Source organism: Nostoc sp., from assembly GCF_036917155.1.
Lineage (GTDB): Bacteria > Cyanobacteriota > Cyanobacteriia > Cyanobacteriales > Nostocaceae > Nostoc.
In genome coordinates, this window is sequence record NZ_JBALDZ010000056.1 from 1 (window position 1) to 25,075 (window position 25,075).

Here is a 25,075-nt window from a genome sequence, read left to right on the forward strand (position 1 = left end):
AAGCATGGTCTTAATCTCCTCGAAGTTATTACTGATGCTTTAGAAGGTAATGTCTCTGTTTTCCTTTCCTCTATTACTACTAGCTAGGCAGTTACTGAAATCTTAGAAATTGTGTCGCCGTCTATTGAACGAGGTGTGTAAGTTTGGTAAAACTCTGCGTACTTCTGCGTTTACCTCTGTGTTCCTCTGCGTTTAAAAAAGTTACGAACTTATGCAAAACTGTACTTAGTCAAAAGTATAGTGGCGATCGCACTCACAACAGGCGTCAGCGTCACAGGTTCCATAAATTCACTACAAACTTACAGCAGTTTTCAATAATTGAACCACATCGTCAGCCTTTTATACTCAACATATTTCAGCTTGTAGTATTAAGATTTACCCAAAAACTGATTAATTTGAAGTTGCAGTTTTTCTCGTAATTTTTGCGCTTGTTGATAGGCTGCTGTACGCCCTTTGTTTGAGTGGTTATCCAATTCTGCTGGTTCTAAAGGCTGAATAAAGTAACGCAGACGAGTTCTCATTGCCCAAATTCCCATTGAGGGAAACAGGATTAAGACCAGCATTAAAGGCGAGAAAGGCAAGAATGGTAATTTGACCAATCGTTGCAATTTGGTGAAATTAACAGCCCAAGGATGTAGAAATTCACTGCCGATGCAAACTACTGGGAGAATGGGAATATGATAGCGATCGCTCAACTGAATAAAGCTGACATCAAACTTTTGCAGTTGATAGCGTCTTCTCCAACCTTTTGCAAGTCCGCGTATACCTTCGGGTGCATATAAGAGAATTTTACCTTCAGCCATTGCCGCCTCGAAATCATCTAATTCGGCTCGCACACCACCTAAAACCTGTGACCATTTAGGTGGTAGCCACCAAATCACCCAAGGATGCTCAAATAATGCTGTACTTGCTATGGGTTGTAATACCCATCCTTTGGCTTCACTTAATAAATAACCCAAGGTCAAAAAGTCCCAAGGAAAACACATCCCAGCGTGGTTCATGGCCACAATCAATGGCCCTGTTGGCGGTAAATTTTCGACTTGTTGTAATTCTCCCCGAAAATAGTATTTAACGATGGGGGCAAGAATTTCGGAGCGAAAAGCTTGTTGATATTTGGGATCGAATTCACCAACATCTTTTCGGGGTGAACGAAAACCCAGACGCAACCAACGACTTAAAATCGCCAGATAAAATCCGCCAGGAATTAAAAATAATCCATATTCTAGCCAATTCCAACCATCTGGATCGGTGTGATAGTGCTGCCAATGGCGGTTGAATAAAATTAGCCAGCCTGGAGGATACCAAAGACAAAACCAATCAAACCAGCTAAATATATAGCCTTTACCTGGTGCATTTTCCAGTTGACTGTTTAAGAGACTTTCGGAGTGTTGATTAATCAAAACAGTTTAATATGATTCAGTAAAAATATTTTGGTTTTTCAGTAATTATTATGCCAAAGTAATAAATAAAATACCAATTTAATAAGCATCTAACTCTAAAACTTTCAACAGTTCGTGTCCTTTTATTCCCCAACTTCTCTACGAGATGCACTATTAGGTCAGCCAAGTTTGAAGGTGATAAGACTTACGCACAGGTAACGGAAAATCGAACCACAGAGACACAGAGAACACGGAGAAATAAGAGTTTGAGAGGTATTTTGCGTAAGTCCTGGGTGTAGTTCGCACTTATCCTGATTCATTCTATAGTAATCCTATAGGACTCCTATTTGATTGTTGAAATACACGTAGGGTATGAAAGCAAAAAAATTGTGCATTAGACGTAGGTTGGGTGGAGCGGAGCGCAACCCAACATATAGGACTCATATCTGATTTTTGAACAAGATTTTAGATAAAACCCTTATAAAACAGGCTTTTCAGTCTCAGTACGTTTTCAGAAGTCAAATCGGAGTCCTATCAATACTGCTCGGATAAGCAGGGGAAGCAGGGGAAGCAAAACTCAACGCCAGCCTCCATTTCTCCCCCGGCTATTGAACAGCTTGCCTCAACCAAGAAATTCCAAAACCTACGCAGTATTGGGAGTCCTATATATCAGGATGTTGGGTTACGCAAAGCCTCCACCCAACCTACAATTTTTTTACAACATTTTAGCCTTGCTACACTACTACATATACAAGTAAGTTCAGTAATCAAATCGGATTCCTATATATCAATACTTATTTTGTTGTATATGTCACAAAAATATCCTTTTTCATCTCTACTTCTGCTGGTGCATCTGGATTATAAGCTGGTGATGATAAAAAACTAGCAAATGATGGCAAAGTAACTCCAGTTTTAGAACTACATGAGGGATACAATAATGTGTAAAATGGCTCGGCTACAGAAGGAGTCCCAAGTTTAACTTCCATAGCCGTTGCTAAAGCCTGAGCGCGGCTTTGAGCGTCTTTCATCGCTGATTGATAAACTGAACTCTGCAAAGCCTGACAATCATTGACTGCGTAATCTACACCTACACTCTTAATAGATAGATTTTCAAGTTTGCTCGTGGATTTGTTTGCTGTAGCAACAATTTCCTGGATACGATCGCGCGTTGGTTTTTCCAGTTTAACCAATATCTTGGCGTTGTTTTCACTAGAATTCGTGTTAATTTGTACTTGAATTTTATCAGCACTAATCCCTTTGGCAATTAGGCTATCTACCACAGGCTGGAGAGTTGCTTTAGTTAGAGATTTTTTGTTTGGTAAAGGTTCTGCTGGTGTTTTTTCATTTAAGAGTAAAGTCAGTGAAGATAGTCGGCGAGTTTCTGGGAAGGCTGATGGTTGCGTTTGTAACTCATCATTGCTACCTCCGCTACTGAATACTAGTTCAATATCCGCTGTATCTGCTGGCACTCTCACTGCCCCTTGACCGATTACCATTAATGAATGGCGATCGCTTGCTGGTGGGTAAAATAATTGAGCATTGGTGACTTTGGGTGTTAATGCTCCCACCCCGACAGTCACAGTCATACTTACCAGCATTAAAGCAGTTATTTTTCTCATGTCCTGGGAATTTCCTTTGAACTTAGTAATTGTCAAAGTTTACACCTCAAGAGGAATATACTGAATCCTTTATCCAAAATAATTGACTAAAAAAGGTACTGAGGAATAGGGACTAGGAAGAGTTTTCTTCTCGTGCGAACGCTGCGCGAACAAAACTTGGGTAGTGGTCTGAATCCCCTTTCAAATTTTCCCAGTCCCCAGTCCCTAATCCCCAGTCCCTTTTTCAATCCTCATTCCTAATCCTACATATAGTGTCGGTTACGCTTTGACAAAAAAATATTGAGCTAATCCCACGTCTTTTTCACTGACTTTAGTCGTGGGATTAGCTCAATATTCAAAAATTAACTGCGGACATGATTATATTTCAGCAGAGAGCCAAATCTTGTTAAAACTATTAACCAAACCAGTGGGAAGGTTCACAAGCTGGTTCAACTGTTTCACAAAGATGATTGCCAATCCAATCTGACTTTTCTTGAACGATTAAACAAATGCCTTGGTGAATCAAATTCTGTAAATGTAGTTGCTGCTCTAAGGGTTTACGAGGCAATTTGTAATAAGCCAAGCTTCCTTGTTCAGCCTCAGCTAGCGGAATCTGTCTGTCAGACATCACGCTGTAAAAAGAAGGAATTCGGTTGAGGACGAAAGTAATTAGCTCTTGGCGTAAGTCAGGAATCGCAAAAGCTTGTTGATATGGATGAAATGGATATGTATCCAAAACGCTTTCAATCTCTTCTACTACTGATTGCTGTGTTAAATTGACTACTGTTTTCATGATTTTTAAACTCCTTTTTGAATCAAGTCAATGCTTGGTGGAGAAAATAACTTTTTTAGATGGCAACGTTGTTATGACAATCAGTTAGAAGTAATTCAACTGATAGATGTAATAGACCCTGAAACTAGCCTTTTATCTTGGTAAAATGTCAGACATTTGGCTTTGCTTGTTTTAGTTAAAGTTTATACTATTTCACGATATTAGTTTATTAAAATAGCATCCAATAACCTGGCAAGCTACCGACGTTTTATATTTATAATACTAATTATTTCAAATTTCTGCTTTTTTGGCAGAAATCTACATAAAACGCAGCATCAATACTAGGGGATCAAGATTAACGGCAATAAAAACCTTGAGTGAGAAACAAGTTTTCAATGAAATTAAGCTTTTTTGGTAATTTACATCACTTTTTAGGTTTGCTGCAAAAATTGCTGTTTCATCTAAAAAACTTATTGGTTGCACTTTGATTTAGTAAGTCAGAAAAATAGCGACTCGCTATAGTGCAAAATCAGTCTAGCGACAGATGAAATGATTGGGCAAAAACGTTTGAAAAGTTCACATTGTCTAAAGGTAGATGACGCAACTGATTATTAGTTTCATTAGCCGCAGCTAATCCAGAAAGCATCGCACCTTCTACAAGATTGCCACCACACCAATCACCACAGCAAACTAAAGGTAAAGGAGTTCCGGCAGACAAAAAAGCTTCGTGCCAAGAACGGCTAGGAAAGGCATAACGCCAACGATGTACCTGCATCCATTCGGGAGTATTCAGCCAAGGAAGGGACAGAGATTCAGCCGCTCTTTGCAACATCATTTGTCCAGCAGGTTGTAAATCCTGTGATTCTAAATGACGTTGGGCAAAATCAGCACTACTTTGCACCACAAAATGTGGTTGTTGAGGATTAGGAGGCTTGCTACTGTCCAAACCAATCCATGCTAAATCAGCATCATCCACAAAAGTTAGGGCTTTCCACTGGGGGAGAGGTTGGGATGTAGAAGGATATCCAGCGATCGCACTAATCGAAGGGTCAAACAATATATTGAAACTCAGAAGCAACGTGGATAGTGTTAAATTAGGGGGTATCGAACCCCCTAATTTAACCGCGCTTACATCCCCGCCCACAAGGGGACGGGGTTTTACGCACGATCAATAAAATTCAACGAGGGTGAAAATAAAGTGTATAATATTGCAACTAATATTTATAAAGCTTTAACTTATTCGTGCGGGGGATTATGTGTTAATCCCTTTTCGGGATTGAAATTAAATTATGTATGACGAAGACGATCTAAGCCTACTCGATATTGAGGAGGAGCTAGAAAGCCCCTTAGATAGAATAGAGCCGCTAACTGCCGAATCAGTTGTGGCAAAGCCTGATCCAGAAGTGATGCTAGCCATGCTGGAAAATCCCCAGCCCCAGCAACGAATGTTAGCAGCGCGTGCTTTTTGTGATATCGAAGATGCGCGTGCTACGCCCCATCTGATTCGTCTATTAACTGATGTCTGTCCCTTAGTAAGGGTGAGTGCAGCTTATGGCCTCGGACGCAATCCCAGTTCAGAGGCAGTGAGTCCGTTAATTGCTCAACTAAACAGTGATTGGAATGGCTATGTGCGTAAAGGTGTTGTTTGGGCTTTAGGAAACTGTCGCGATCGCCGTTCTTTAGCACCCCTAGCAGACGCCTTAAGAACTGACATTTCCGCAGTGCGTTTGTGGGCTGCTAGCGCCTTAGCACAGATGGCAGAAGTGGGTTATGAAGCAGTTATCGGAGCAACACCACCTTTAATTGAAGCCTTAGTCCAAGACCCGGTGGCAGCTGTGCGAAGTAACAGTGCTTGGGCAATTGGTCAACTGTGCCGCGAACTACCTTCTAATGTAGTTTATGCTACAGCGATCGACGCCCTAATTCAAGCCTTTGCCGAAGACCAAGATTTGGGAGTCCGGGAAGACGCTAAAGCTTCACTGTTAGGAGTGGGCGATCCCCGTGGTTTGCAGCTAATTGAAACCTTGGAACAAGAAGGGTGGTTTTAATTAAATATTGGGCATTGGGCATTGGGGACTGGGGACTGGGGACTGGGTATGGGGATTGATTATTTCTCCCTCATCTCCCTCATCTCCCTCATCCCCACGCTCCTACTGTCCTTCAGCTACAGATTTGACCAAATTTAAGTCATAAGGGCGCTCAGTATCATCCTCACCCAAATATTCACCATTTTGAATTTCTAGAATAATTAGCGGGATATGTCCAGGATTTTCTACCTTATGTAGGGTTGCTGCGGGGACATAAGTTGATTCGTTTCGATTCAGTAATATTTCTGCATCGCCACAAGTCACCTTTGCTACACCGGAAACTACAACCCAATGTTCATTGCGGTGATAATGGATTTGTGGTTTAATGCCGTGCCTGGGCTTGATTTCAACACGACTAATTCTATAGGTTTCTCCCTCCTCGATTACCTCTACTTCACCCCAGTATCGTGTACCTGAATGTGGAGACAATTCGTTGATATTTGACTGAGTATTATTTTCATTGGGAGCCATAATTAATTTCTCAACCAGATAAGTATTAGTATTTATCAGTAATTTATCGTAAACGAGATAAGCCTGGGTAGGGAGATGCAGTCACAACGTCTCTATTGATGACAACTGCTCTAACTTTACTTTCGGCAACAGTTCCTATCCGTAAATTTCTAAATGCTTGAATGCGTGAATTGCCTAACCTCCCGTATACTGAATCCGATAAATCCGATTATTGGATTCTTCTGTCAGTAGTAGACTACCATCTGGCAATACGAGTAAACCTACAGGTCGTCCCCAAGTGGTTGGTACAGAAGGATTTAGCAAAAATCCTGTGAGAAAGTCTTCGTAGTAGCCAAGCGATCGCCCTTTAGCATCGAAGGGAACAAATACAATTTTATAACCAGTGCCGCGATCGCGGTTCCAAGAACCACGAAAAGCCGCAAAAGCGCCGTTCTGGTATTTTTTTGGAAACGTTTTACCATCATAAAACTGCAAACCCAATGCTGCGGAATGCGCCTGGAACAGCACATCTGGTGTTTGGGTACGGGCTGCTAAATCGGGACGTTTGCTCTTATCATCTGTCTTTTGGCGCGGATCGAGATTGTTTGGTGTTAGATAAGCATAGGGCCAGCCGTAAAATGCCCCCTGTTTAACGCGTGTTAGATAGTCTGGCACCAAGTCATCACCGATTCCATCCCGTTCGTTGACAGTGGTATAAAGTTCTTTCGTTACAGGATGAAAGTCCAAACCAACAGGATTACGCAAGCCGGAAGCGAAAGTTTGCTGCTGGGAACCATCCAAATTCATCACCTGTATCGAAGCCCGTGGTAGTGGTTCTTCATCTACATTGGTTCCTGAACCAACTGAAACATATAATTTATTGCCATCAGGAGAGACAACGACATTGCGCGTCCAATGATTGTTATAACCTTGAGCAGGCAAATCGGCAATTTTTTCTCCCTTACCTGTAATCTTGTTTTGACCTTGAGTATAGGGAAAACGCACCACAGCATCCGTATTTCCCAGAAAAAAAGAATTACCTGCAAAAGCCATTCCAAAGGGTCTATTGAGTCCGTTGTCTCTACTAGCAAAGGTTTCTCGAACGTCGGCTATGCCATCGCCGTTGTTGTCACGCAACAAACGAATGCGATTTTGCCCGGTTTCAGTCACTAAGACATCACCACTGGGGGTTAAAGCTAGCCAGCGTGGGGCATCTAAACCTTCGGCAAAGACATTTACTGTGAAGCCCCGTGGTACACGCAGTACCGGATTTTGCGGAATGGGCACAACCTTAGGCTGTTTGGAGGCACTTCCTGTTGCGAAAGGTGCTGGTAAATTCTTCAGATTGATTCGGATGGGCGTAGGTGAAAGTGTTTCAGTACGGACAATATTTTTTGGCTGTGTAGGATTCTGTGTTAGTTGGGTAGAAGGTACAGATGTTTGTGGCGTAGGATTATCTGAGAAAGCGCGAGTCTGGTTACATCCTGCTACCAAAGTCAGTAAAAAAACTGGTAGCAACAAACGCGCAGGGACTTTCATAGGGGTAGATACTTATAGATAACTTTTCTACTCTAGACTTAAGACTTAATAATTTTCCCCGGTCTAAAGTTTGATTTTTATTACTGGGGATTGGGGATTGGGGACTGGGGAACAAGCAGGGGTGCAGGGTTAACAATTCAAAATTCAAAATGACGCTCTCTACGAGACGCTGCGCGTAGCTTGCTTCCCCGTAGGGGTACGCAGACTCGCTCTAAGCGAAGCCATGCCGTTCGCGTTAGCGTCTCTGAAAGAGAAGGCTTTACGCTGCGCTAACAAAATTCAAAATTAAAGACATTTCAGACGGGGATTTAAACCCTTTAATTTACGATAAGGGAGCAGAGGGAGCAGGGAGCAAGGGAGGATGAGAAATAATCAATCCCAGTCCCCAATCCCCAATCCCCAATCCCCAATCCCCAATATTTAAACATATAAGCATTTGTTAGTTAACAAAAAATTTTCAAATTCTGCTGCTGGTAAGGGACGACTAAATAGAAAACCTTGCATAGAATTACAGTTATGTTGGCGCAAAAAAGCCAGTTCTGCTTCTGTTTCTACACCTTCAGCAACTACATCTAAGTTGAGATTATGAGCCATTTGAATTAATGCCTTGGTAATGGCTGACTTCTGTAGATCATTAGCAACATTATGGATAAAATAACGGTCTATTTTCAATGTGTTAATTGGTAAGTTTTTCAGATAAATTAAAGAAGAATAGCCCGTACCAAAATCATCGATCGCAATTTTCACACCTAATGATTGCAATTTTTTCATAGTTGCGATCGCACTATTTACATCTTGCATAATCATACTTTCAGTCAATTCTAGTTCTAAGTAATGTGGTTCCAAATCATTGGCAGCTATAAAATTAACTATTTTATGAATAAAATCTGGTTGATTAAATTCAATTACTGACAGATTCACAGCAACAAGTAAAGAATAAATTCCGGCGTTGCGCCAGTCTTTAATTTGTTTACATACACTTTTTAATACCCATTTACCAATGGGAACAATTAAACCTGTAGATTCTGCTAACGGAATAAATTCTGTTGGGTAAATCATCCCCAATTCTGGACTTTGCCAGCGCAATAAACTTTCAGCACCGACTATCTTACCAGAAGCAATATCGACTATCGGTTGATAATAAATTTCAAATTCTTGAAATTTATGTTGTTTGATAGCCTGGTGTAAGCTAATTTCTAACAACTGCGTTTTTAGAGACAAGTTATTAATTACAGTCTGAGGAGATAAATACTTTTTTAAAGTAGCGTGCTTTTCTAACCTATTGATGATGGCACTTAATAACTCAGTCCGAGTGAATGGTTTAGTTATATAGTCATCAGCACCCATATCCATACCTTGACGGAAGTCAGATTTGGCAGATTTGGCAGTTAGAAAAATGAAGGGAATTGTTGCCGTTGATGGTTCTTGGCGTAACGCTGTTAGTACGCCATAACCATCAATTTCCGGCATCATCATATCACAGAGAATTAAATCGGGAACTTCACAGATAGCTAAATGCACCCCGATTCTGCCATTAGCCGCAGCAATAGTTTCAAAATCCTCAGCTTCTAGTAAATCTAAAATGTTTTCACGGACTGCTTCCTCATCTTCTATTATTAAAATTTTGGGCATAATTACCTCGATTTATACTTTATAATGAAAAAATGACTGTAAACTTCGTCACAGATTCATTGGAGTTTGTGACGAAGTTTACCTTTGTAGATACTTACAAAATTTTTGACGACAATTGCCATTCTTAATCCAGTGCCTAGTATATTACTAGCGCAATTAAAGGATTCAAATAGACATGTTATATCTTCTTCTAGAAGACCAATTTCCCAATATTGAATTTTAAATACTGTTTGTCCATACTGATGAAGGAGACTAAACTTGACAATGCGATCGTCTGGGGAATATTTAATCGCATTTGAGAGCCAGTTTGTCAAAATGTGTCTCAGCAGTTTTTCATGCATACCGCAGGTTACAGATTTATATTGACTCGTGAAAGAAATCAAGCGTCGATAGCTCAGATTAATCTGTACTTTTTCTACCAATTGTCGGCAGGATTCGACCAAATGGAAGGATGTTGGTCTATACTCTAATTTTCGCGCTTCTGACTTACCGATAATCAACACATCATTCAACATTTCAGTCATGATTATGTGATATATGGGCATATTCGTTTGCATGACCCTGTTATCACACTTACGGTATAAGTCCAAATCCTTCACAGAAACTCCAATGAGGCGAGTAGGTTTGCCTATCGTATCTTTACGTACTATAACGCGTGCTTGTAACCACTGCTACTTGAGTAATTGTCTCTCAACAAGAATCTGATGTTCTACCTCAAAGGAACTAATACTAGTCTTACCTCAGTTATCTAAAGCTGCTTATCTAAGCATTTTCCAATATTTTGACACTAAACAAGTAGTAATATTTAGGAGATAAACACTACAAAAATTGTGTTAAGAATTACAAACTAGCTTATATCCAGCTAGTTGGAAATTGGGCATTGATAAAGAGGCAGAGGTGCGGGGGGCGGAGGGAAAACTCTTCTCCCTTGCCCCCTCCTCCCTCATCTCCCTGATCCCCCTTGTCTCCCTCATCCCCTGCTTCTTCACTAAGGATGCAACTGTACCCGCCTTTCACCGTAACGCAATAGCCTTTCTATAGTTACGAGCCGATTTTCCCAAGCTTTGACTTGATAGGAATTCGACTTAATTTCTTGGCTCATCAATACCCGAAATTGAGACTGGAAGCGACTTAGAGAGGCTTTCGCCACTAGCAGCTTACTAGCAGAAGGGGAAGCCGCAAGCTGATTTAAAGCAGTGCGTAAAACTTCTGCCTGGTTGTTAAAGTCTGATATTGTCTGAGCAGGCCTTTGTAGTGGGTCATTTTGAAAAACAAATTTCCATTCACGTTGCAGCGCGGTGTAACGGATGGCAGCAGATTGAAAAGGCTGGCGGTGAGGAATCGGTTCAGTTGTTGTAGATTGAATCCTACCTTGGGTGCTACTAAAAAGTTTTTGGAGATCGTTGTTAAAATTATCTGCGGCAAAGAGTGCATAACCACTAACTGGCAAGTCCCTTACCAACTGGAGTTGATCGAATGCCCCGATTGTTGGCAAAGAAAGCAGGCGAATTCCCGGCACTAACAAGGTAGCTCCCAGTTGTTTAGAGGCAATCCAGGGTTGGGCCAGTCTTTGGAAGCGAGAAGTATCCAGAGCATAAGTCATGGGAACAATTAAATCTACATCCCCTCGCCTTGCCCAAGTTTCCCAGTTTTGTTGAATTTTCTGAATCCGTTCTTGTTCCGGCAAAGGAAATACTGCAACCGATAAAATTAAATTAGGTTGCTTTTGTCGCAACTGCTCTGATACTTGGGCGACAAAGCTATCAACTTGCTCGGTGCGAAATGTCGTCCACTTTTGCCATAAGTCTGGTTGGCTAGGAGAAATATTCAGTGGATCTACACCAGTAAGTTGCTGAAATTGCGCTCTTGCAGCTTTGCCATAGCCGTAGGTTCGACCTGCTGATGGATCTTGGAAAGGATAGCGAATGTAGTCTAGCTGTAAACCATCAACGTTATATTTAGTGACAATTTCCTCAAACAGTTTGAGCAAGTACTGCCGCACTTCGGGGTTGGCTGGATCGAAGAATGGCTTGGTTTGCCCTACAGGAATCATGTTGCCAAGGTTATCGTAGTTTGCCCAATCAGGATGAGCTGCCAGTACTGGCCCTGGATAATTAGGATTCAGGTTGAGAATTTCATTATGACGTTGATTGCCAGCAGCAAAAGTCCAAACCCAAGCGTGTAATTCCATGTCTCGCTCATGGGCTAATTTCACTGCTTCTTCTAGTGGGTTCCACCCATGAATTAATGGGTTTTGCTCTTTTGCCACTTGGCTCGGATAAATTGTATAGCCAGCATTGACGGTTTCAAAGAAGACAGTATTAATTCCGGCTTGGGCGAGGCGATCAAAAACCTGGGCTAGTCCCGCTTTGTTACCAGCACGAACAATCGTCCCCCGATCTAACCAAACTGCCCGAATTTCTGGTTGAGCCAGTCTCCGATCAACAGGAAACTGCTGCCACAAAGTCGTTTTAGCGACTAGCCACTGTTGACGAGCCAAAGCGTAGTTTTTTTGGGCAATCAATAGGGGTAAATTTTTGGCAATTACCCTTACCTGTGCCAAGGCTTGGTCTTTACTGATGACTAGCCCCCCCAATTTAGTTGAGGCCAATTGCGTCGGCTGCTCCTTGACAGATTGGAGGGTGTAATTGCGTAGATGCCTAGAAGTCTGCTTTTGCTCAGATATCACTTCACCAACATTAGCCGCATCGGCCAACACTGCTAAATGAGCGCTTTCCACCCGACCAATTAGATTTTCTAGCTCTTGCTGGAGGGCGATCGCTTGGTTGTTGTCAATCGGCTCATTGGAGTTGGGTGCAACATCTAGACGCACTGCTTGTTCCAACTGATCAATAGCCTCCTGAGAACTTGGAGGTTTGGCTATAGGAAGCGGTCTAATGGGAGCGGTGGAGGTTTTAGGAAGAGATGAGGGGGATAAACTGTTCCTCTGCTTCTCTGCCCCTCTGCCTCCCTGCCCCTCTGCTCCCCTGCTTGCCTGCTCGGAGGGTACAGCTGCCACAGTTGTAGAGCAGTTTTGGGAACCTCCAGCTATTTTTTTCATCCGATTTGATGGTGCTGGTGCTGTCAAATAGTGATTGAGAGCAGCTTTTAACCAGGCATTATCTAAATCGGCGGCTGAGGCTGCATCTGTTCCCCAGCGCCAGCCCAAAAAGGTGGAACGCTCAGTTGTCACGACTGCGGCAGGATTATCTTTGGAATTCCAAACAGCAGGAGATTCAGCACCCATATCGTTAGGAATCACAACGCCGCCGCGAACTTTGCCAAAGAGTCCAGTTTGATTGGCCCATTCTGGAATATTGGTTTTTGTGGCTTGAATCTGCTCTGTATCACTGAGACTGAATCCCCAATAACCTCCCAAGAGCGATCGCAATAACTGTCGTACTCCTGGCGATGACAGACTACCTATAGGCCCACTGGCAATTAAACGCCCCCCCTGACTCATCCATTCTTCTAGGGCGATCGCTTGGGTTGGTGTCAATGTCTCAACGTTTGGCAAAAACAATACCTGGCGATCGCCCCAATCTGCCCCACTCTTGACATCATTTAGGGGAATTACACAATATTTCACCCCGATTGCCTGTAAGCGATCGCTTATTCCTTTCCATTGATTCGCATTTTCTTGACCATAAACTACGCTCAATGCAGGTTCTTCGGTCGCTGCCATTATTGGCAAAATATTAAAACTATTTAAAATTAAAAAATTAAAACTTAAAATGAAGAATCCGGCTTTTTTTATTTTTAAATTTGCCTTTCCGTGATACTTTTCCTGATTCTTCACTACTGACTCCTCAGTGGATTATTTCTTAGGCATTACTTCTTATTTATCATCTAGCATAACAATAAATTACCTCCGAAGAACAACGGATCTTTGATAACTAAACCTGAGCAGAATTGAAAATACATGTTTTAATTAAATCTTCAACTCCCGCTACTGGAAAAATGTTTGTATTTAGTCTGCTAGCTAATTCCTGAATACTCATATCATCTAAAAATACTAATTCACCATTTTTTAACATGACATTCGGTAGTAGAATACCATCACCTAAATCTTGACCTTCTAAGTTTAAAAGTAAATCATGACCAGTGAGTAACCCAGTTACACTGATAGTTTGTCCCCAGTAATCACTACATAAAGCACGCATATTGACTTCTAAACCTTCAACAAAATTTAAGCGTTTCAAAATTGGTTGAAATGCTTTTTCTACGGCGTTGCCCACTACCCAAGTAAATCTTCTCTGAGGATAAATTTTTGGCGGCAATAATTCTGCCGCAATGGTGGCAAATTGCTTGAGAAATAATTGAATTGAACCAACTCCGTTATCAATTTGGGGATATTCTTCATATTCAGATTCGCTGGGTAATTCCTCACCTGCAATCAAAAACCACTCATCGGCTAACCAAACAACGCAAGAGGCGAACTTTTGGCGAAATTGCCGTGAGAGCATTTGCACTTGAGAAATCACTTCTTGAGCTTTTTCTCTAGTTACAGGTGTGAGTTCATCTTCTTGGGGACGAAACCTTGTCAAACCAACTGGCACAACTGCCACTGATGCCACCGCAGGTACTTCACCAGTATGAAAGGACGCTAAATCTTTGAGAGTTTGTTCCAAGTGTTTGCCATCATTTATACCAGGACAAACAACTACTTGAGCATGAATTTGTAGTCGCCTTTCTTGAAACCACTTGAGTTGTGGCAAGATTTGTCCCGCACGAGGATTTTTCAGCAGTCTAATTCTCACTTCCGGCTCCGTGGCATGAACAGAAACATACAACGGAGACAAGCGCATTTGTTCAATCCGCTGCCATTCTCTTTCTGGCAAGTTGGTCAGGGTAAGATAAGAGCCGTACAAAAAGCTCAAACGGTAATCGTCGTCTTTTAAGTACAAGCTGGTGCGTTTACCTGGTGGCTGTTGGTCAATAAAGCAAAATGGACAGTGGTTATTGCACTGAATTAAGCCATCAAATAGGGCAGTTTCAAATTCTAACCCCAAGTCTTCGTCGTAATCTTTTTCAATTTCTAGGTTATGAGTTTTACCAGCAGCGTCTAAGACTTCTAATTCTAAGACTTCATCAGCACACAAGAACTGATAATCAATTAAATCACGGGGACGTGTACCATTGATTGCAACGATCGCATCCCCGGCTTCAAAGCCAATCTCTGCGGCTATTGAGTCTGGAAGAACTTTGGTAATTCGGGCAGGATGTATAGTCATTGGGCATGGGGCATTGGGAATGGGGCATTGGGCATTATAGCGCTTCTGTGTTGAGTCCAATACAGACCTAACAAGGATAACCCCTTCTCTTGTAGAGAAGGGGGTTAAGATTTAAAGTCTCTCTCCTAAAAAGAAGAAAGGTCAGATTCTATTGCATACAAACGAGCATTGACCAATGACCAATGACCAATTGATTATCCTTTCCAACCTGTTGCGATCGCTAGTAAGATAGAACTACCGAATGCTAATCTATACCAAACAAAAATCAAAGTGTTTTTGGTTTGTAAGTATTTGATCAAAAATGCAATTGATAGGTAGGAAAAAATAAAGGTTGAAATAATCCCTACAATTAACAGCCCGACAATGTTATCTGGCAACTGATGGGCTTGAAACAACTTGAATATTTTCAGGCTTTTATAGAGGGTAGCAATGGTAAGAGTTGGAAACCCTAACAGAAATGAGAATTTTGCCGCTGTATCGCGTTCTAATCCTAAAAATAAGGCAGTCGTCAACGTCGAACCAGAACGAGAAACGCCCGGAATCAAAGCAAGTGTTTGTCCTAATCCAACTAAAATACCATCCCGAATCTGCAATGAATCGAAACCACGTTTGCGAGTGCCAATTTTTTCTGCCAAAGCTAGTACAAGTGCCATGATGATTGACATGATGGCAATAATTAATGCGCTCTCCGGTAGAACGTCTTTCAAAAGAAAGCCAAAAATTAGGGCGGGCATTGTTCCTACTACAATACCTACAATAATTTTCCATTCTTCGCGTTGCCAATCTTGATCTTTTAGTGCTTCAATTCCACCTTTGACAATACTAGAAATCAGCGACCAAAAATAAAATACAATTGCTACGACGCTGCCAAATTGAATTGCATCAACAAAATCTTTAGATCCTAGTTCTTTCCAACCCAATACCTTTGTCACAATCAGAAGATGTGCAGTGCTGCTGATTGGCAAAAACTCTGTAATACCTTGAACAATACCCAAAATAAAAGCTTGGATAAACTCCATATACAATTAATACCTTTTTCCCGTTCTAGAGATCATTGTGAACATTGTTTAGCAGATGATGTTGCTTTCTATACTCTTGATTGCACCTAATCTTCTAGAAAATTCAATTTTACCGATCAATAACATCATCGAAGACGCTGACCATGTTCTTACACCCACCTCAAGAAGTCAACGCAATTTTGGAAATTCATCAAACTTTAATATTTAGCGAACTAATATCAGTTCACTTTTTAACTAGCACTCAGCACTCCTGAAAAGGGACTACAGAGGAGTTTTGTACATAGTGCAACTTTAATGGATTAGTTTGGCACAGTATGTTTTCTTTGGTTTACGCCAGCGATCGCAGAAATTTCAGTATAATTACAATGCCCCAGGGGGGGATTTTAAAGTGTGATATCTTAAATAAGATAAAGTTTAGTAACAAATATTAAAAACTTTGATTAATAATACACTGTCGTCTTACGCCGCTTCTACCCCTTCTATTGATACCGAGTTGGATTTAGCTGATACTGGGCAGAAAGGGATCAGGCAATTGGAATCTACACTCTCTTTTTCTCCGTCTCTTCCCTTATCTATTTCTGAGAGACAAACTTGGTTAGTGTTTGCAGGGGCAGTGTTTTTGGTATCAGTACCAGTATTTATAGAAGCGCCAATAGTGCGATCGCTACCAAGTCTGAGTTTAGCGCTAACAGCATTTTGGGTGTGGCTCAGTTTTACCTTAATGTCACGTCCTGCAACTTATGTCTGGGGGGATTTACTCTTAGGGTTTAGCTGGAGTTGGTTAGCGGGAGCGATTTACTGGGGTTGGTTACGTTGGGAACCTGCATGGCATCTACCAGTAGAATCTATAGGTTTACCCTTTGCTTGCTGGTGTCTCTTCAAGAATTGGGGTAAGGTGGGTAACTGGTTTTATTTAGGTTCTTTACTCGGTACAGTTTTAACAGATGTATATTTTTATATAGTAGACTTGATGCCCTATTGGCGGCAAATCATGAGAGTAGATGCAGAGTTAGCACCACAAATCTTACAAAATGCCCTCATACAAGTACAAACACCTTGGGGACAAAGTTGGGCAATCATTCTTGCTCTAGTGCTGTCAACAGTTGGTATTTTACCTTTAGGTCGAAAGCAGAGACACTGGTATGCCTTTGGTGGCGCAGTTTTAAGCACAATTTTGGTAGATAGCCTATTTTTGTTAGCAGCGATCGCAGCGTGAAGGAGGCAGGAGGCAGGAGATTGCAATCCAAAACTTTTCCCAGCCCAATCTACGGCACATCAAAAATGATGCTGTAGATGATTAATTAGTTAAGAAATATTACATAACAATCCATCACCATCAAGTCTTTTTTGGTGGATTTTCGGTATTAGACATCGCACAGTTTCGTGTCTGCTTGGGAGGTAGAATCAGCCACCCTGAAAAGATTTCGTCTAGCTGGAAATGCACCAGGATCGTGGATGCAGCACTATTGCAGCTATGCAGGTACTCTTCCCACAATGATAATTTTTGCCAAAAGTACATTCAAACCCAGTAATGGTAAATATTGTGGATATTAATACGCTGTATATTAGTTTCTGATGACTGCTGTGTGTTGATTAAGGTATCAGCTTTTGTCCTTTGTTGTTTGTCCTTTCTCCTTGGCATTCTCACGTAGACGTATGAGCGGCTTCCCGTAGGGTATGACTAATGACTAATGACTAATGGCTAATGACTGCTGTTATCTTTAAACTTTTATTTCTGTTTGATGGAAAGAGGTAGAAAATCGTGAAAGGATTGGCGCGTTTATTAACAGTGTTTAGTTTGTTACTTAGTTGCTGGGGATGGTTGGGAACAACTCAAATAGCCCAAGCTGCTAGTTTCAATAGTTTTGCTTTTCCACAAGTCCCAGTTCTAGCAATTGAGCGGCAGAATCGGGCAGACGCTAAACTAGGAACGGAATTTGGTAAAAAAATTGATTTGAATAATACCAATGTCCGGGCTTTTCAACAGTTTCCAGGGCTTTATCCCACACTGGCTAAGAAAATCATCACCAATGCCCCCTACAAAAAAGTAGAGGAAGTATTGGATCTTCCAGGATTGAGCGATCGCCAAAAACAAACCCTGCAAGCCAACCTGGATAAATTCACCGTCACAGAATTAGAGCCTGCCTTCAACGAAGGAGACGATCGCTTTAACAACGGTATCTACAAATAACTGCATGTGCCGTTAATGTAGCAAATAGCAGCCCACTCCTGATTCTAGGGAGTGGGGCATGATATGAGTTAGGAGTTAGGAGTTATGAGTTATTAGTTATGAGTTAAAAATTCAAAACTCCTAACTCCTAACTTCTAACTCCTAACTCCTAACTCCTCACTCCTCACTTCCCCATACCGATTACCTTGTCTCAGATAGATATTCCTAGCCAATTTGATGTCTTAGTAGTCGGTGCTGGTGCCGCCGGACTATACACAGCGTTGTGTCTGCCAGAATCCTTACGAGTCGGCCTGATTACCAAAGAAACTGTTGCGTTGTCCGCTAGTGATTGGGCGCAAGGTGGCATTGCCGCAGCGGTAGACCCAGAAGATTCTCCCCGACTGCACATTGAAGATACGATCCAGGCGGGTGCCGGTTTGTGCGATCGCACCGCTGTCGAATTTCTCGCCCAACTTGCCCCTAGCTGCATTCAATCCCTAGTTAACTTGGGAGTAGCTTTTGACCGTCAGGGTCAAGCCCTAGCTTTAACTTTGGAAGCCGCCCATTCTCGCCGCCGCGTTCTCCACGCTGCGGATACCACAGGGAGGGAAGTTACTACCACCCTCACTGACCAAGTATTACGCCGCGAGAATATTCAAGTTATTCAGCAAGCTTTGGCTTTGAGTTTGTGGATTGAACCCGAAACTAGTCGCTGTCAGGGAATTAGCTTGTTTTATCAAGATAAAATCACCTGGATAAGAGCTGGTGCTGTGGTACTGGCAACTGGCGGCGGCGGTCAGGTATTTGCCCAAACAACTAACCCGGCTGTGAGTACGGGTGATGGAGTAGCGATCGCAGCTCGTGCTGGGGCTATCCTCCGCGATTTAGAATTTGTCCAATTTCACCCCACAGCCCTCACTAAACCTGGTGCCGATCGCTTCTTGATCAGTGAAGCTGTACGCGGCGAGGGGGCACACCTCATCGATAATGAAGGGCGACGTTTTGCCTTTGATTACCACCCTGCCGGTGAGCTTGCACCGAGAGATGTAGTCAGTAGAGCAATTTTCAGCCATTTACAACGTACCGCCGTTGATTTGGCTACTGCCCATGTATGGTTGGATATGCGCCCCATCCCCGCCGACAAGATTTGTCACCGTTTTCCTAACATCATCAAAGTTTGTCAACATTGGGGCGTTGATGTCTTCCACGAACCAATTCCTGTAGCGCCAGCCGCCCATTACTGGATGGGTGGAATTGTTGCGGATCTGATGAATCGCACCAATATCCCCGGTTTGTACGCAGTGGGTGAAACCGCTAGTACTGGGGTGCATGGGGCAAATCGCCTTGCTAGTAATTCCCTATTGGAATGTATTGTGTTTGGGGCCCAGATGGCTAATATTGAGTTAGAAAATATTGGGCTGCCATCAGAAACACCAGTGCTGCCATTACGAAAATTTAGTCCTGATGCTAGTGAGTGGCGCATCCAGCAAGCACAGCTAGAAGCACTCAGGGAGAAGTTACCACGTCTAGTGTGGGAAAATGCTGGTATTTGTCGAGAACAATCAAGGATGGAAAATGCGATCGCTACTATTGAATCTTGGCAACAAGATTTCGCCGCTTTGCCTTTAAGTCAATTCTTGCTGACTTTACGTCCAGCAGGACCAGCTAGTTTTGACCTACCAGATGTTGAACGGCAATTGGGACTTTGGGCAGAAACCCGCAATTTATTAGATGTGGCTGATTTAATTCTCAAAAGTGCTGCTTTTAGAACCGAAAGCCGAGGGGGACACTACCGTTTAGATTATCCTCAACCAGACCCAAATTGGCAAGTTCACACACTTGTACAAACAAATCATTGGTGGAAATCTGCTACATAAAACCTGGACAATGCCAGACATTACTTGACGTTTCAATGGGAGCATGGGAGCGGTTATCCCTTAACGTGACACCCAGCCAATGGTTGGTAATGCTTTAAAAAGCCTGATATTTTTCAGCAGCCCTAAAGCACAATATTCTGCAATGAGCCGCAAAGTAAAGGATGTGGTGTTCAAGACCGTAGCTGCCTTATCGCTCTGCTTTACCACAATCTAAAATCCAAAATAGCCATCAGCGAGTACCGCTACCATTATGACTGTCGGGGCCACCATAATTTGGTGGAATATATATGTCTTTTATCTTTTCAGAATTGGCTTTGTGGGCTATTAAGCTATCACTGCTAGTAGCACCAAAAGCACTAGCATTTGCAGTACTGAATATACCTATGTAAGCGGCAAATTTTGGTATTAGTATGTAAGCACTTATACAGAATATCATCAACTTTGCAATTCGGAAGTTAGTTCTCATTGCTTTCAGTAAATTTACTAATTTTTTATCTCAGAATGTCTTTTTTATTTTCCACCGTATATTTACTGAATTTTTTACAAAAATATTTTAACCTTATTAAATTAATGTTGGGAATGTATAAGTAATTGTGGTGTCAGTTAGAGATTACCTGAATTTGCTGGTATTAAATAGCATTTATACTTAAGTAATATTCTTAATTAGCCGTTTCTACATCAGTCTAAAGTTAGATATGTTGATGGATCGCCATGAGCATGTTGCCTAATTCACCATTTATTAATGATAGCTTCACACTTCTAAGTATAAACACTATGTTTAATAAATAGTTAGTTCAGAAAATTATTAAGTAATACTTATTTGATTGTATAGTTAGTATTTAATTAGAGTAAAGATATATGAAGATAAAACAAAATAATTTATATTTTATAAGGATTTAAAAGAATATTACGACTATAAAACACCGTAATAACCCAGTACAATATAAGTATCTTTTTAGTAGTATAAAATTTTACGCGAGATATTTATTTTTCTAATTAATTCTGATGGCTAATTCCTTTCTTACATGAGTTATTAGCTTGAGTATTCGGGCAAAAAACCTTGCTAGGTCTACATCTTACCGAAAAAGCATAGCTTATATGCTTTTTCAAAACAGTGCCTTAGAGGTATCTCCAGTCCGCATTTATAAATTTGAAGGTAAAAATATTAACTAAAGTGAAAAAATCTGGAGGCTTTACTCTTGACTCGTTAAGCAAACTCGTAGCGATTTTTACCCAGGCGCTTGGCACGGTACATTGCGGCATCTGCTTGTTTCATCAAAGTTTCACTGTCTTGACTGTTGTATGGGTAAACACTAATGCCAATACTGGCAGAGATTCGGATTGTATAGCCGTCCAAAACAATTGGCTTGGTAATACTGCTTAAAATTTTTTCGGCGACTTTAGCAGCTATTTGGACATTAGGAATTGCCCGTAAAATTATAGTAAATTCATCGCCACCCAAACGAGAAACTGTATCACTAGCGCGTAAAGAGTTGCTGAGTCTTCCCGCGACAGTCATTAGCAAGCGATCGCCCGTCTCGTGTCCCAGATTATCATTGACTTGCTTAAAGCCATCTAGATCAATAAACAGCAGTCCCAGCAACAAGTTGTTATGTTGCGCCCAATGTAACGACTCGTAAAGTTGTTCGGCAAAAAATTTGCGATTGGATAAACCTGTGAGGGGGTCGTGATAGGCTAAGTAACGCAAGTGGTCTTCTTTGAGTTTTAATTCATTGTTAGAGCGGAATAGTTCAGCAGCGGTACGCTTCAGCTGTTCTTCCATCAGCTTGCGCTGAGTAATATCTCGAATCACCCCAACTAAAAAGAAATTGCCAGCTGAGTCTTTATGGAGCGATCGCTTAGTGGCAATTTGATAAGTCTGGCCATCGGCATTTGTAAATTCTTCTTCATGTTCCTGGGGTTGCTGAGTCCGAAAAACCAGATCATCCTGTTGGCGAAACACATCAGCTTCATGTTGAGGGAAAAAGTCATAGTCTGACTTTTCAAGTAATAACTTATTCGGATAACCGATAAATCGACAATACGCCTCATTTAAAACAATCCACTGGTGTTGTTCATTTTTCACAAAAATGGGATCAGGAATCGTGTTGATGACGTGATGCAAAAATTCCCTAGAACGTTTCCCCTCTTCCTCGATATGGGCAATATGACTAATCATCCAAATAGCTGAACAGCCAAAGCAAAACAGTGAGGGAATGAGTGGTATCCACCAACCGTACAAGAAAGCAAGATATGTAGTCAGGGTCAATACAAAACTAGAAATTAGGATACAAAGCAGGCTCCTAGTTACGTTTTGTATCCGCCATATCGTTACGGCTCCCAGATAAGACCAGATAAAAATCCACAAGTATTCTACCAAGTCAGGCCAGACTTTGAGTAATGGCCGTCCATCAAGAGCAGCAGAGATTAACTCACTAATAAAATAAGCTTGCAGTTGAATACCAGGTACAGGCTTTGCCGTACCCATGAGACTATTGGAGTAGGGAATGAATACAAAATCCTGAAGACTGGGTGCGGTGGAACCAATGAGTACAATCCGATCTTTGATTAAGTTTTCTTTGACTTTATCTGCCAGTACATCTCTCACCGATACCTGGCGAAAACTACAAAATTCTCCAGATGAACTTTGACATTTAGGTTTAGGAAAATTAGCCAGAATTTGGTAGCCTCTGTCATCATCTCCCACATAAGCACCATCATTAGCCTCAAAACGAGTAAACGCTGCTTTACCCAATTGCAAATACTCAGGGTTGCTTTTTGCTTTGGTGGGAGTAATTCTCTTTGACTTTAAATATAATAAAGCCAACTTCAGGGCAAAACTTTCATGTACCTGACTTTTAACGTGCCAATACAACAAACTACGACGTACTTTACCATCAAGATCGTACAGCACGTTATTAAAGCCCACTTGATCCTGATTCAGCCCCAGTGGAGGCAAAACACTAAAGTTTTTATTTTTGTCATTTGCTAATAGTTCAATACCAATTAAGTTGGGCATCAACTGATAAGCATTACGCAGTTCTTGATTACCAGGCTCTACTGGCAAATTTCTGTAGATATCTAAGCCAATAGCACGGGGTTTATGGACATTTAATTTTTGCAATAACAGGGCAATCTTCGCATCTGGAATCGGCCACGAACCGACTTCGTTTAAATAGGCCTCATCAATCACTACAATCGTAATACGCTCTTCTGGCGGTTCGTTTGGACGTAAGCGGAAAAATTGATCCAAAGCTGGCAACTCCAAAGATTGCAATAATCCAATAGAGCGCAAAAGCAGGACGCAGACTGCAACGCTGGCGGCAGTAATTAATTCTCTGTGTCCTCGACTAAGCGATTGCTTCAGTCCAGCGACGAACTTCACAAAACGCTTGCCTAGCTGCTGATTCATTCCCATTACCTAGTAGGGAGAAATATTCTCTATTTCCTATAGCTATTAACTATCGGACTAACATAGCTCAAGCAGGAGCTAAATAGAGTTTCTAAGAGTTTTTTCAACTCAGCAAGGTTCTTTAAGACATCGTGGTATTTCTGATGTATTAGCATATTTAAGGCCAATGATCTGATTAAACGGCTACTGTGGCTTTTATGACTATCATCACAAATTAAAGTGAGTTCGGTGAATTTAACGCCCAAAGCGTTGTTTGTTAAAGCTTACTCAAGTGAACTCCCACATTTGCGATCAATTAGGTATTTTACTGAGAATTAAGGTAACTTCCAACAGACATACCTTTAGATTCGGTGCTGATATAATTACATCCCAAGGTGGCTTCCAAGTACAAAAATAAATTAAATTATACATTTTTGCCGAGTAAATACACTTAACTAATCTACTTTATCTTAAGGTATTTGTGGATAAAAGCCGCAGGGAAATTGGTAATAGGGTATTGGACAACACTCAATACTGCGTAGGTTTTGGAATTTCTTGGTTGAGGCAAGCTGTTCAATAGCCGGGGGAGAAATGGAGGCTGGCGTTGAGTTTTGCTTCCCCTGCAACGCCAGCCTCCCCTGCTTATCCGAGCAGTATTGGGACAACACTTATTATCTATTACCAAAAACAAAACAGCCAACTGGAAACAGATTTTTCTGTATTTATCCAGTTGACTGTAGTGTGTGAACTACTCAGTACCACTAGGTCGGTGTAAGTTTTCCAATTGAGAACCGCGACTGAGGCTTCTTCAAAGCAATTACTTGAAATACTTGAAGTTACGAGGCCCTGTGTAAACAGAAACTTTCGCTAGTTCCTCTAAGTTTTGGACTCCGCTATAGCTTTTACTATTGATAATCCAAGTGGGAAAGCCTTCAATTTTTGCGGCTTTACATAGTTCTGTTTGAGCTTTCAGTCCATCGGGAGCGCATTCTACCCTAACACCATTGTTGATTATTTCCTCTGCTTCTTTACCAAAAAGCAGCTTTTGTTCATGGCAGTGAGGACACCAGTAAGCAGTGTATTCCTTTGCGCCTACCTTTGCCAGATGCTGTGCTAAGGCTATTTCTGCCTCGCCAGAAGTAGTGGTAACTTCCCAACCGAATGCTGGGTTAGGATCTCCTTTGGAATTAAAGATAATTTTAACGGGTTGTCCAGGAGTTCCAGATGTAATATCTGATTTATTTACACCCGCATATACCCCTAAAGTACCAATCAGCGTTACCATCCCAACAATAATGACGGTAAAGAAAATTTGTCCAATATCTTCCCAAGTCCGACCGATAATCGTCAGTACCAAAAGACTCAGAGAGAACAAAGCTGAACCGATACAGTAAGGACAAATAGCTTTGATTTGAGATGCCAGCACGTACATCAAGTAGCCGCTAAAGACAGACATTGCGATCGCACCCGCCAGCAGCAGGAACCACGTCCAATTTTCCAATTGTTTGCGGTTATTATTTTCCCCTGAGTTCAATACCAAGGGGGCCAAAGCAAATATCACCATACTGATGTACGCCAAAAACCCAAACAAGGCTAATGGCTGACCAAAAACCGTTGCCCAAGGACTGGAAAGCACATCATTACAGCCCTTAACACCAGCCTGCGCCAGACAAGCGGCACTGCCTCCTGTTAATTTTTCTATGGTGAGATAACCTGTTATCAGGGCACCACATCCAGCGATCGCGGCAATCAATGGACGTGACCATTTATGAATCCAAGGAGTAGAACGACGGCGAATCATAAATTGCTATTGGGGACTGGGGATTGGTAAAAGTTAGGAGTTAAGAGTGAGGAGTGAGGAGTTAAGAATGAGGAGTTAGGAACAATTAATTTAAAACTCATAACTCCTAACTTCTAACTCCTAACT

18 protein-coding genes and 1 pseudogene are annotated in these 25,075 nt (G+C 41.6%); 4 read left to right on the top strand and 15 right to left on the bottom strand.

Going from position 1 to position 25,075, the window contains the following annotated elements; genetic code table 11:
• Positions 1-368: 368 nt before the first annotated feature.
• The 4 genes and pseudogenes from V7K67_RS08250 to V7K67_RS08265 all read right to left on the bottom strand — a co-directional run.
• On the bottom strand, positions 369-1,400 hold the full coding sequence (locus V7K67_RS08250; protein ID WP_334732790.1) for a 1-acyl-sn-glycerol-3-phosphate acyltransferase: 1,032 nt from the start codon (positions 1,398-1,400) through the stop codon (positions 369-371).
• 773 nt (positions 1,401-2,173) lie between these two features.
• A complete protein-coding gene (locus tag V7K67_RS08255; protein WP_334710465.1) occupies positions 2,174-2,998 on the bottom strand; it encodes an SIMPL domain-containing protein in 825 nt (274 codons plus the stop codon).
• A 394-nt stretch (positions 2,999-3,392) separates the two neighbouring features.
• Positions 3,393-3,770 (bottom strand): hypothetical protein, encoded by a 378-nt coding sequence (locus V7K67_RS08260; protein WP_334732791.1) that lies wholly within the window; start codon positions 3,768-3,770, stop codon positions 3,393-3,395.
• A 508-nt stretch (positions 3,771-4,278) separates the two neighbouring features.
• Positions 4,279-4,812: pseudogene (locus V7K67_RS08265) on the bottom strand (NAD(P)/FAD-dependent oxidoreductase); the annotation flags it as partial.
• Positions 4,813-5,038: 226 nt separating this feature from the next.
• On the opposite strand from V7K67_RS08265, the gene V7K67_RS08270 reads away from it, so the two are divergent.
• Positions 5,039-5,797: a HEAT repeat domain-containing protein gene (locus tag V7K67_RS08270; RefSeq protein ID WP_334732792.1), complete on the top strand. Its 759-nt coding sequence runs from the start codon at positions 5,039-5,041 to the stop codon at positions 5,795-5,797.
• A 102-nt stretch (positions 5,798-5,899) separates the two neighbouring features.
• On the opposite strand, the gene V7K67_RS08275 is transcribed toward V7K67_RS08270, so the two are convergent.
• The 7 genes from V7K67_RS08275 to V7K67_RS08305 all read right to left on the bottom strand — a co-directional run bounded on the left by V7K67_RS08275 (position 5,900) and on the right by V7K67_RS08305 (position 15,710).
• Positions 5,900-6,307 (bottom strand): phosphomannose isomerase type II C-terminal cupin domain, encoded by a 408-nt coding sequence (locus V7K67_RS08275; RefSeq protein WP_334732794.1) that lies wholly within the window; start codon positions 6,305-6,307, stop codon positions 5,900-5,902.
• Between the two features lie 174 nt (positions 6,308-6,481).
• A complete protein-coding gene (locus V7K67_RS08280; RefSeq protein ID WP_335165985.1) occupies positions 6,482-7,825 on the bottom strand; it encodes a PQQ-dependent sugar dehydrogenase in 1,344 nt (447 codons plus the stop codon).
• A 420-nt stretch (positions 7,826-8,245) separates the two neighbouring features.
• Positions 8,246-9,457: an EAL domain-containing response regulator gene (locus tag V7K67_RS08285; protein WP_334732796.1), complete on the bottom strand. Its 1,212-nt coding sequence runs from the start codon at positions 9,455-9,457 to the stop codon at positions 8,246-8,248.
• A gap of 56 nt (positions 9,458-9,513) precedes the next feature.
• The gene (locus V7K67_RS08290) at positions 9,514-9,981 is read right to left on the bottom strand and encodes a sensor histidine kinase (RefSeq protein ID WP_335165987.1); all 468 of its coding nucleotides are present in this window, start codon (positions 9,979-9,981) and stop codon (positions 9,514-9,516) included.
• Between the two features lie 464 nt (positions 9,982-10,445).
• Positions 10,446-13,256: a glycoside hydrolase family 10 protein gene (locus tag V7K67_RS08295; RefSeq protein WP_334732798.1), complete on the bottom strand. Its 2,811-nt coding sequence runs from the start codon at positions 13,254-13,256 to the stop codon at positions 10,446-10,448.
• A gap of 97 nt (positions 13,257-13,353) precedes the next feature.
• A complete protein-coding gene (locus tag V7K67_RS08300; protein ID WP_334732799.1) occupies positions 13,354-14,691 on the bottom strand; it encodes a TIGR03279 family radical SAM protein in 1,338 nt (445 codons plus the stop codon).
• A gap of 194 nt (positions 14,692-14,885) precedes the next feature.
• Positions 14,886-15,710 (bottom strand): undecaprenyl-diphosphate phosphatase, encoded by an 825-nt coding sequence (locus V7K67_RS08305; RefSeq protein ID WP_335165989.1) that lies wholly within the window; start codon positions 15,708-15,710, stop codon positions 14,886-14,888.
• Between the two features lie 436 nt (positions 15,711-16,146).
• Between V7K67_RS08305 and V7K67_RS08310 the strand changes: the two genes are divergently transcribed.
• The 3 genes from V7K67_RS08310 (at position 16,147) to nadB (ending at position 19,757) form a co-directional block, all read left to right on the top strand.
• On the top strand, positions 16,147-16,926 hold the full coding sequence (locus tag V7K67_RS08310; protein WP_335165991.1) for a DUF3120 domain-containing protein: 780 nt from the start codon (positions 16,147-16,149) through the stop codon (positions 16,924-16,926).
• Positions 16,927-17,472: 546 nt separating this feature from the next.
• Positions 17,473-17,901, top strand: coding sequence for a photosystem II complex extrinsic protein PsbU (psbU, locus tag V7K67_RS08315; protein ID WP_334732802.1), 429 nt, complete (start codon positions 17,473-17,475; stop codon positions 17,899-17,901).
• 185 nt (positions 17,902-18,086) lie between these two features.
• The gene (nadB, locus tag V7K67_RS08320) at positions 18,087-19,757 is read left to right on the top strand and encodes an L-aspartate oxidase (protein ID WP_334732803.1); all 1,671 of its coding nucleotides are present in this window, start codon (positions 18,087-18,089) and stop codon (positions 19,755-19,757) included.
• A gap of 60 nt (positions 19,758-19,817) precedes the next feature.
• On the opposite strand, the gene V7K67_RS08325 is transcribed toward nadB, so the two are convergent.
• The 4 genes from V7K67_RS08325 to V7K67_RS08340 all read right to left on the bottom strand — a co-directional run bounded on the left by V7K67_RS08325 (position 19,818) and on the right by V7K67_RS08340 (position 24,949).
• Positions 19,818-19,964, bottom strand: a complete 147-nt coding sequence (locus tag V7K67_RS08325; RefSeq protein WP_335165994.1) for a hypothetical protein — start codon at positions 19,962-19,964, stop codon at positions 19,818-19,820.
• Between the two features lie 22 nt (positions 19,965-19,986).
• Positions 19,987-20,223 (bottom strand): hypothetical protein, encoded by a 237-nt coding sequence (locus V7K67_RS08330; RefSeq protein WP_335165996.1) that lies wholly within the window; start codon positions 20,221-20,223, stop codon positions 19,987-19,989.
• A gap of 741 nt (positions 20,224-20,964) precedes the next feature.
• Positions 20,965-23,169: a CHASE2 domain-containing protein gene (locus V7K67_RS08335; protein WP_335165998.1), complete on the bottom strand. Its 2,205-nt coding sequence runs from the start codon at positions 23,167-23,169 to the stop codon at positions 20,965-20,967.
• A 796-nt stretch (positions 23,170-23,965) separates the two neighbouring features.
• Entirely contained in the window at positions 23,966-24,949 is a 984-nt protein-coding gene (locus tag V7K67_RS08340) for a vitamin K epoxide reductase family protein (RefSeq protein WP_335166000.1), read from the bottom strand.
• Positions 24,950-25,075 lie beyond the last annotated feature (126 nt).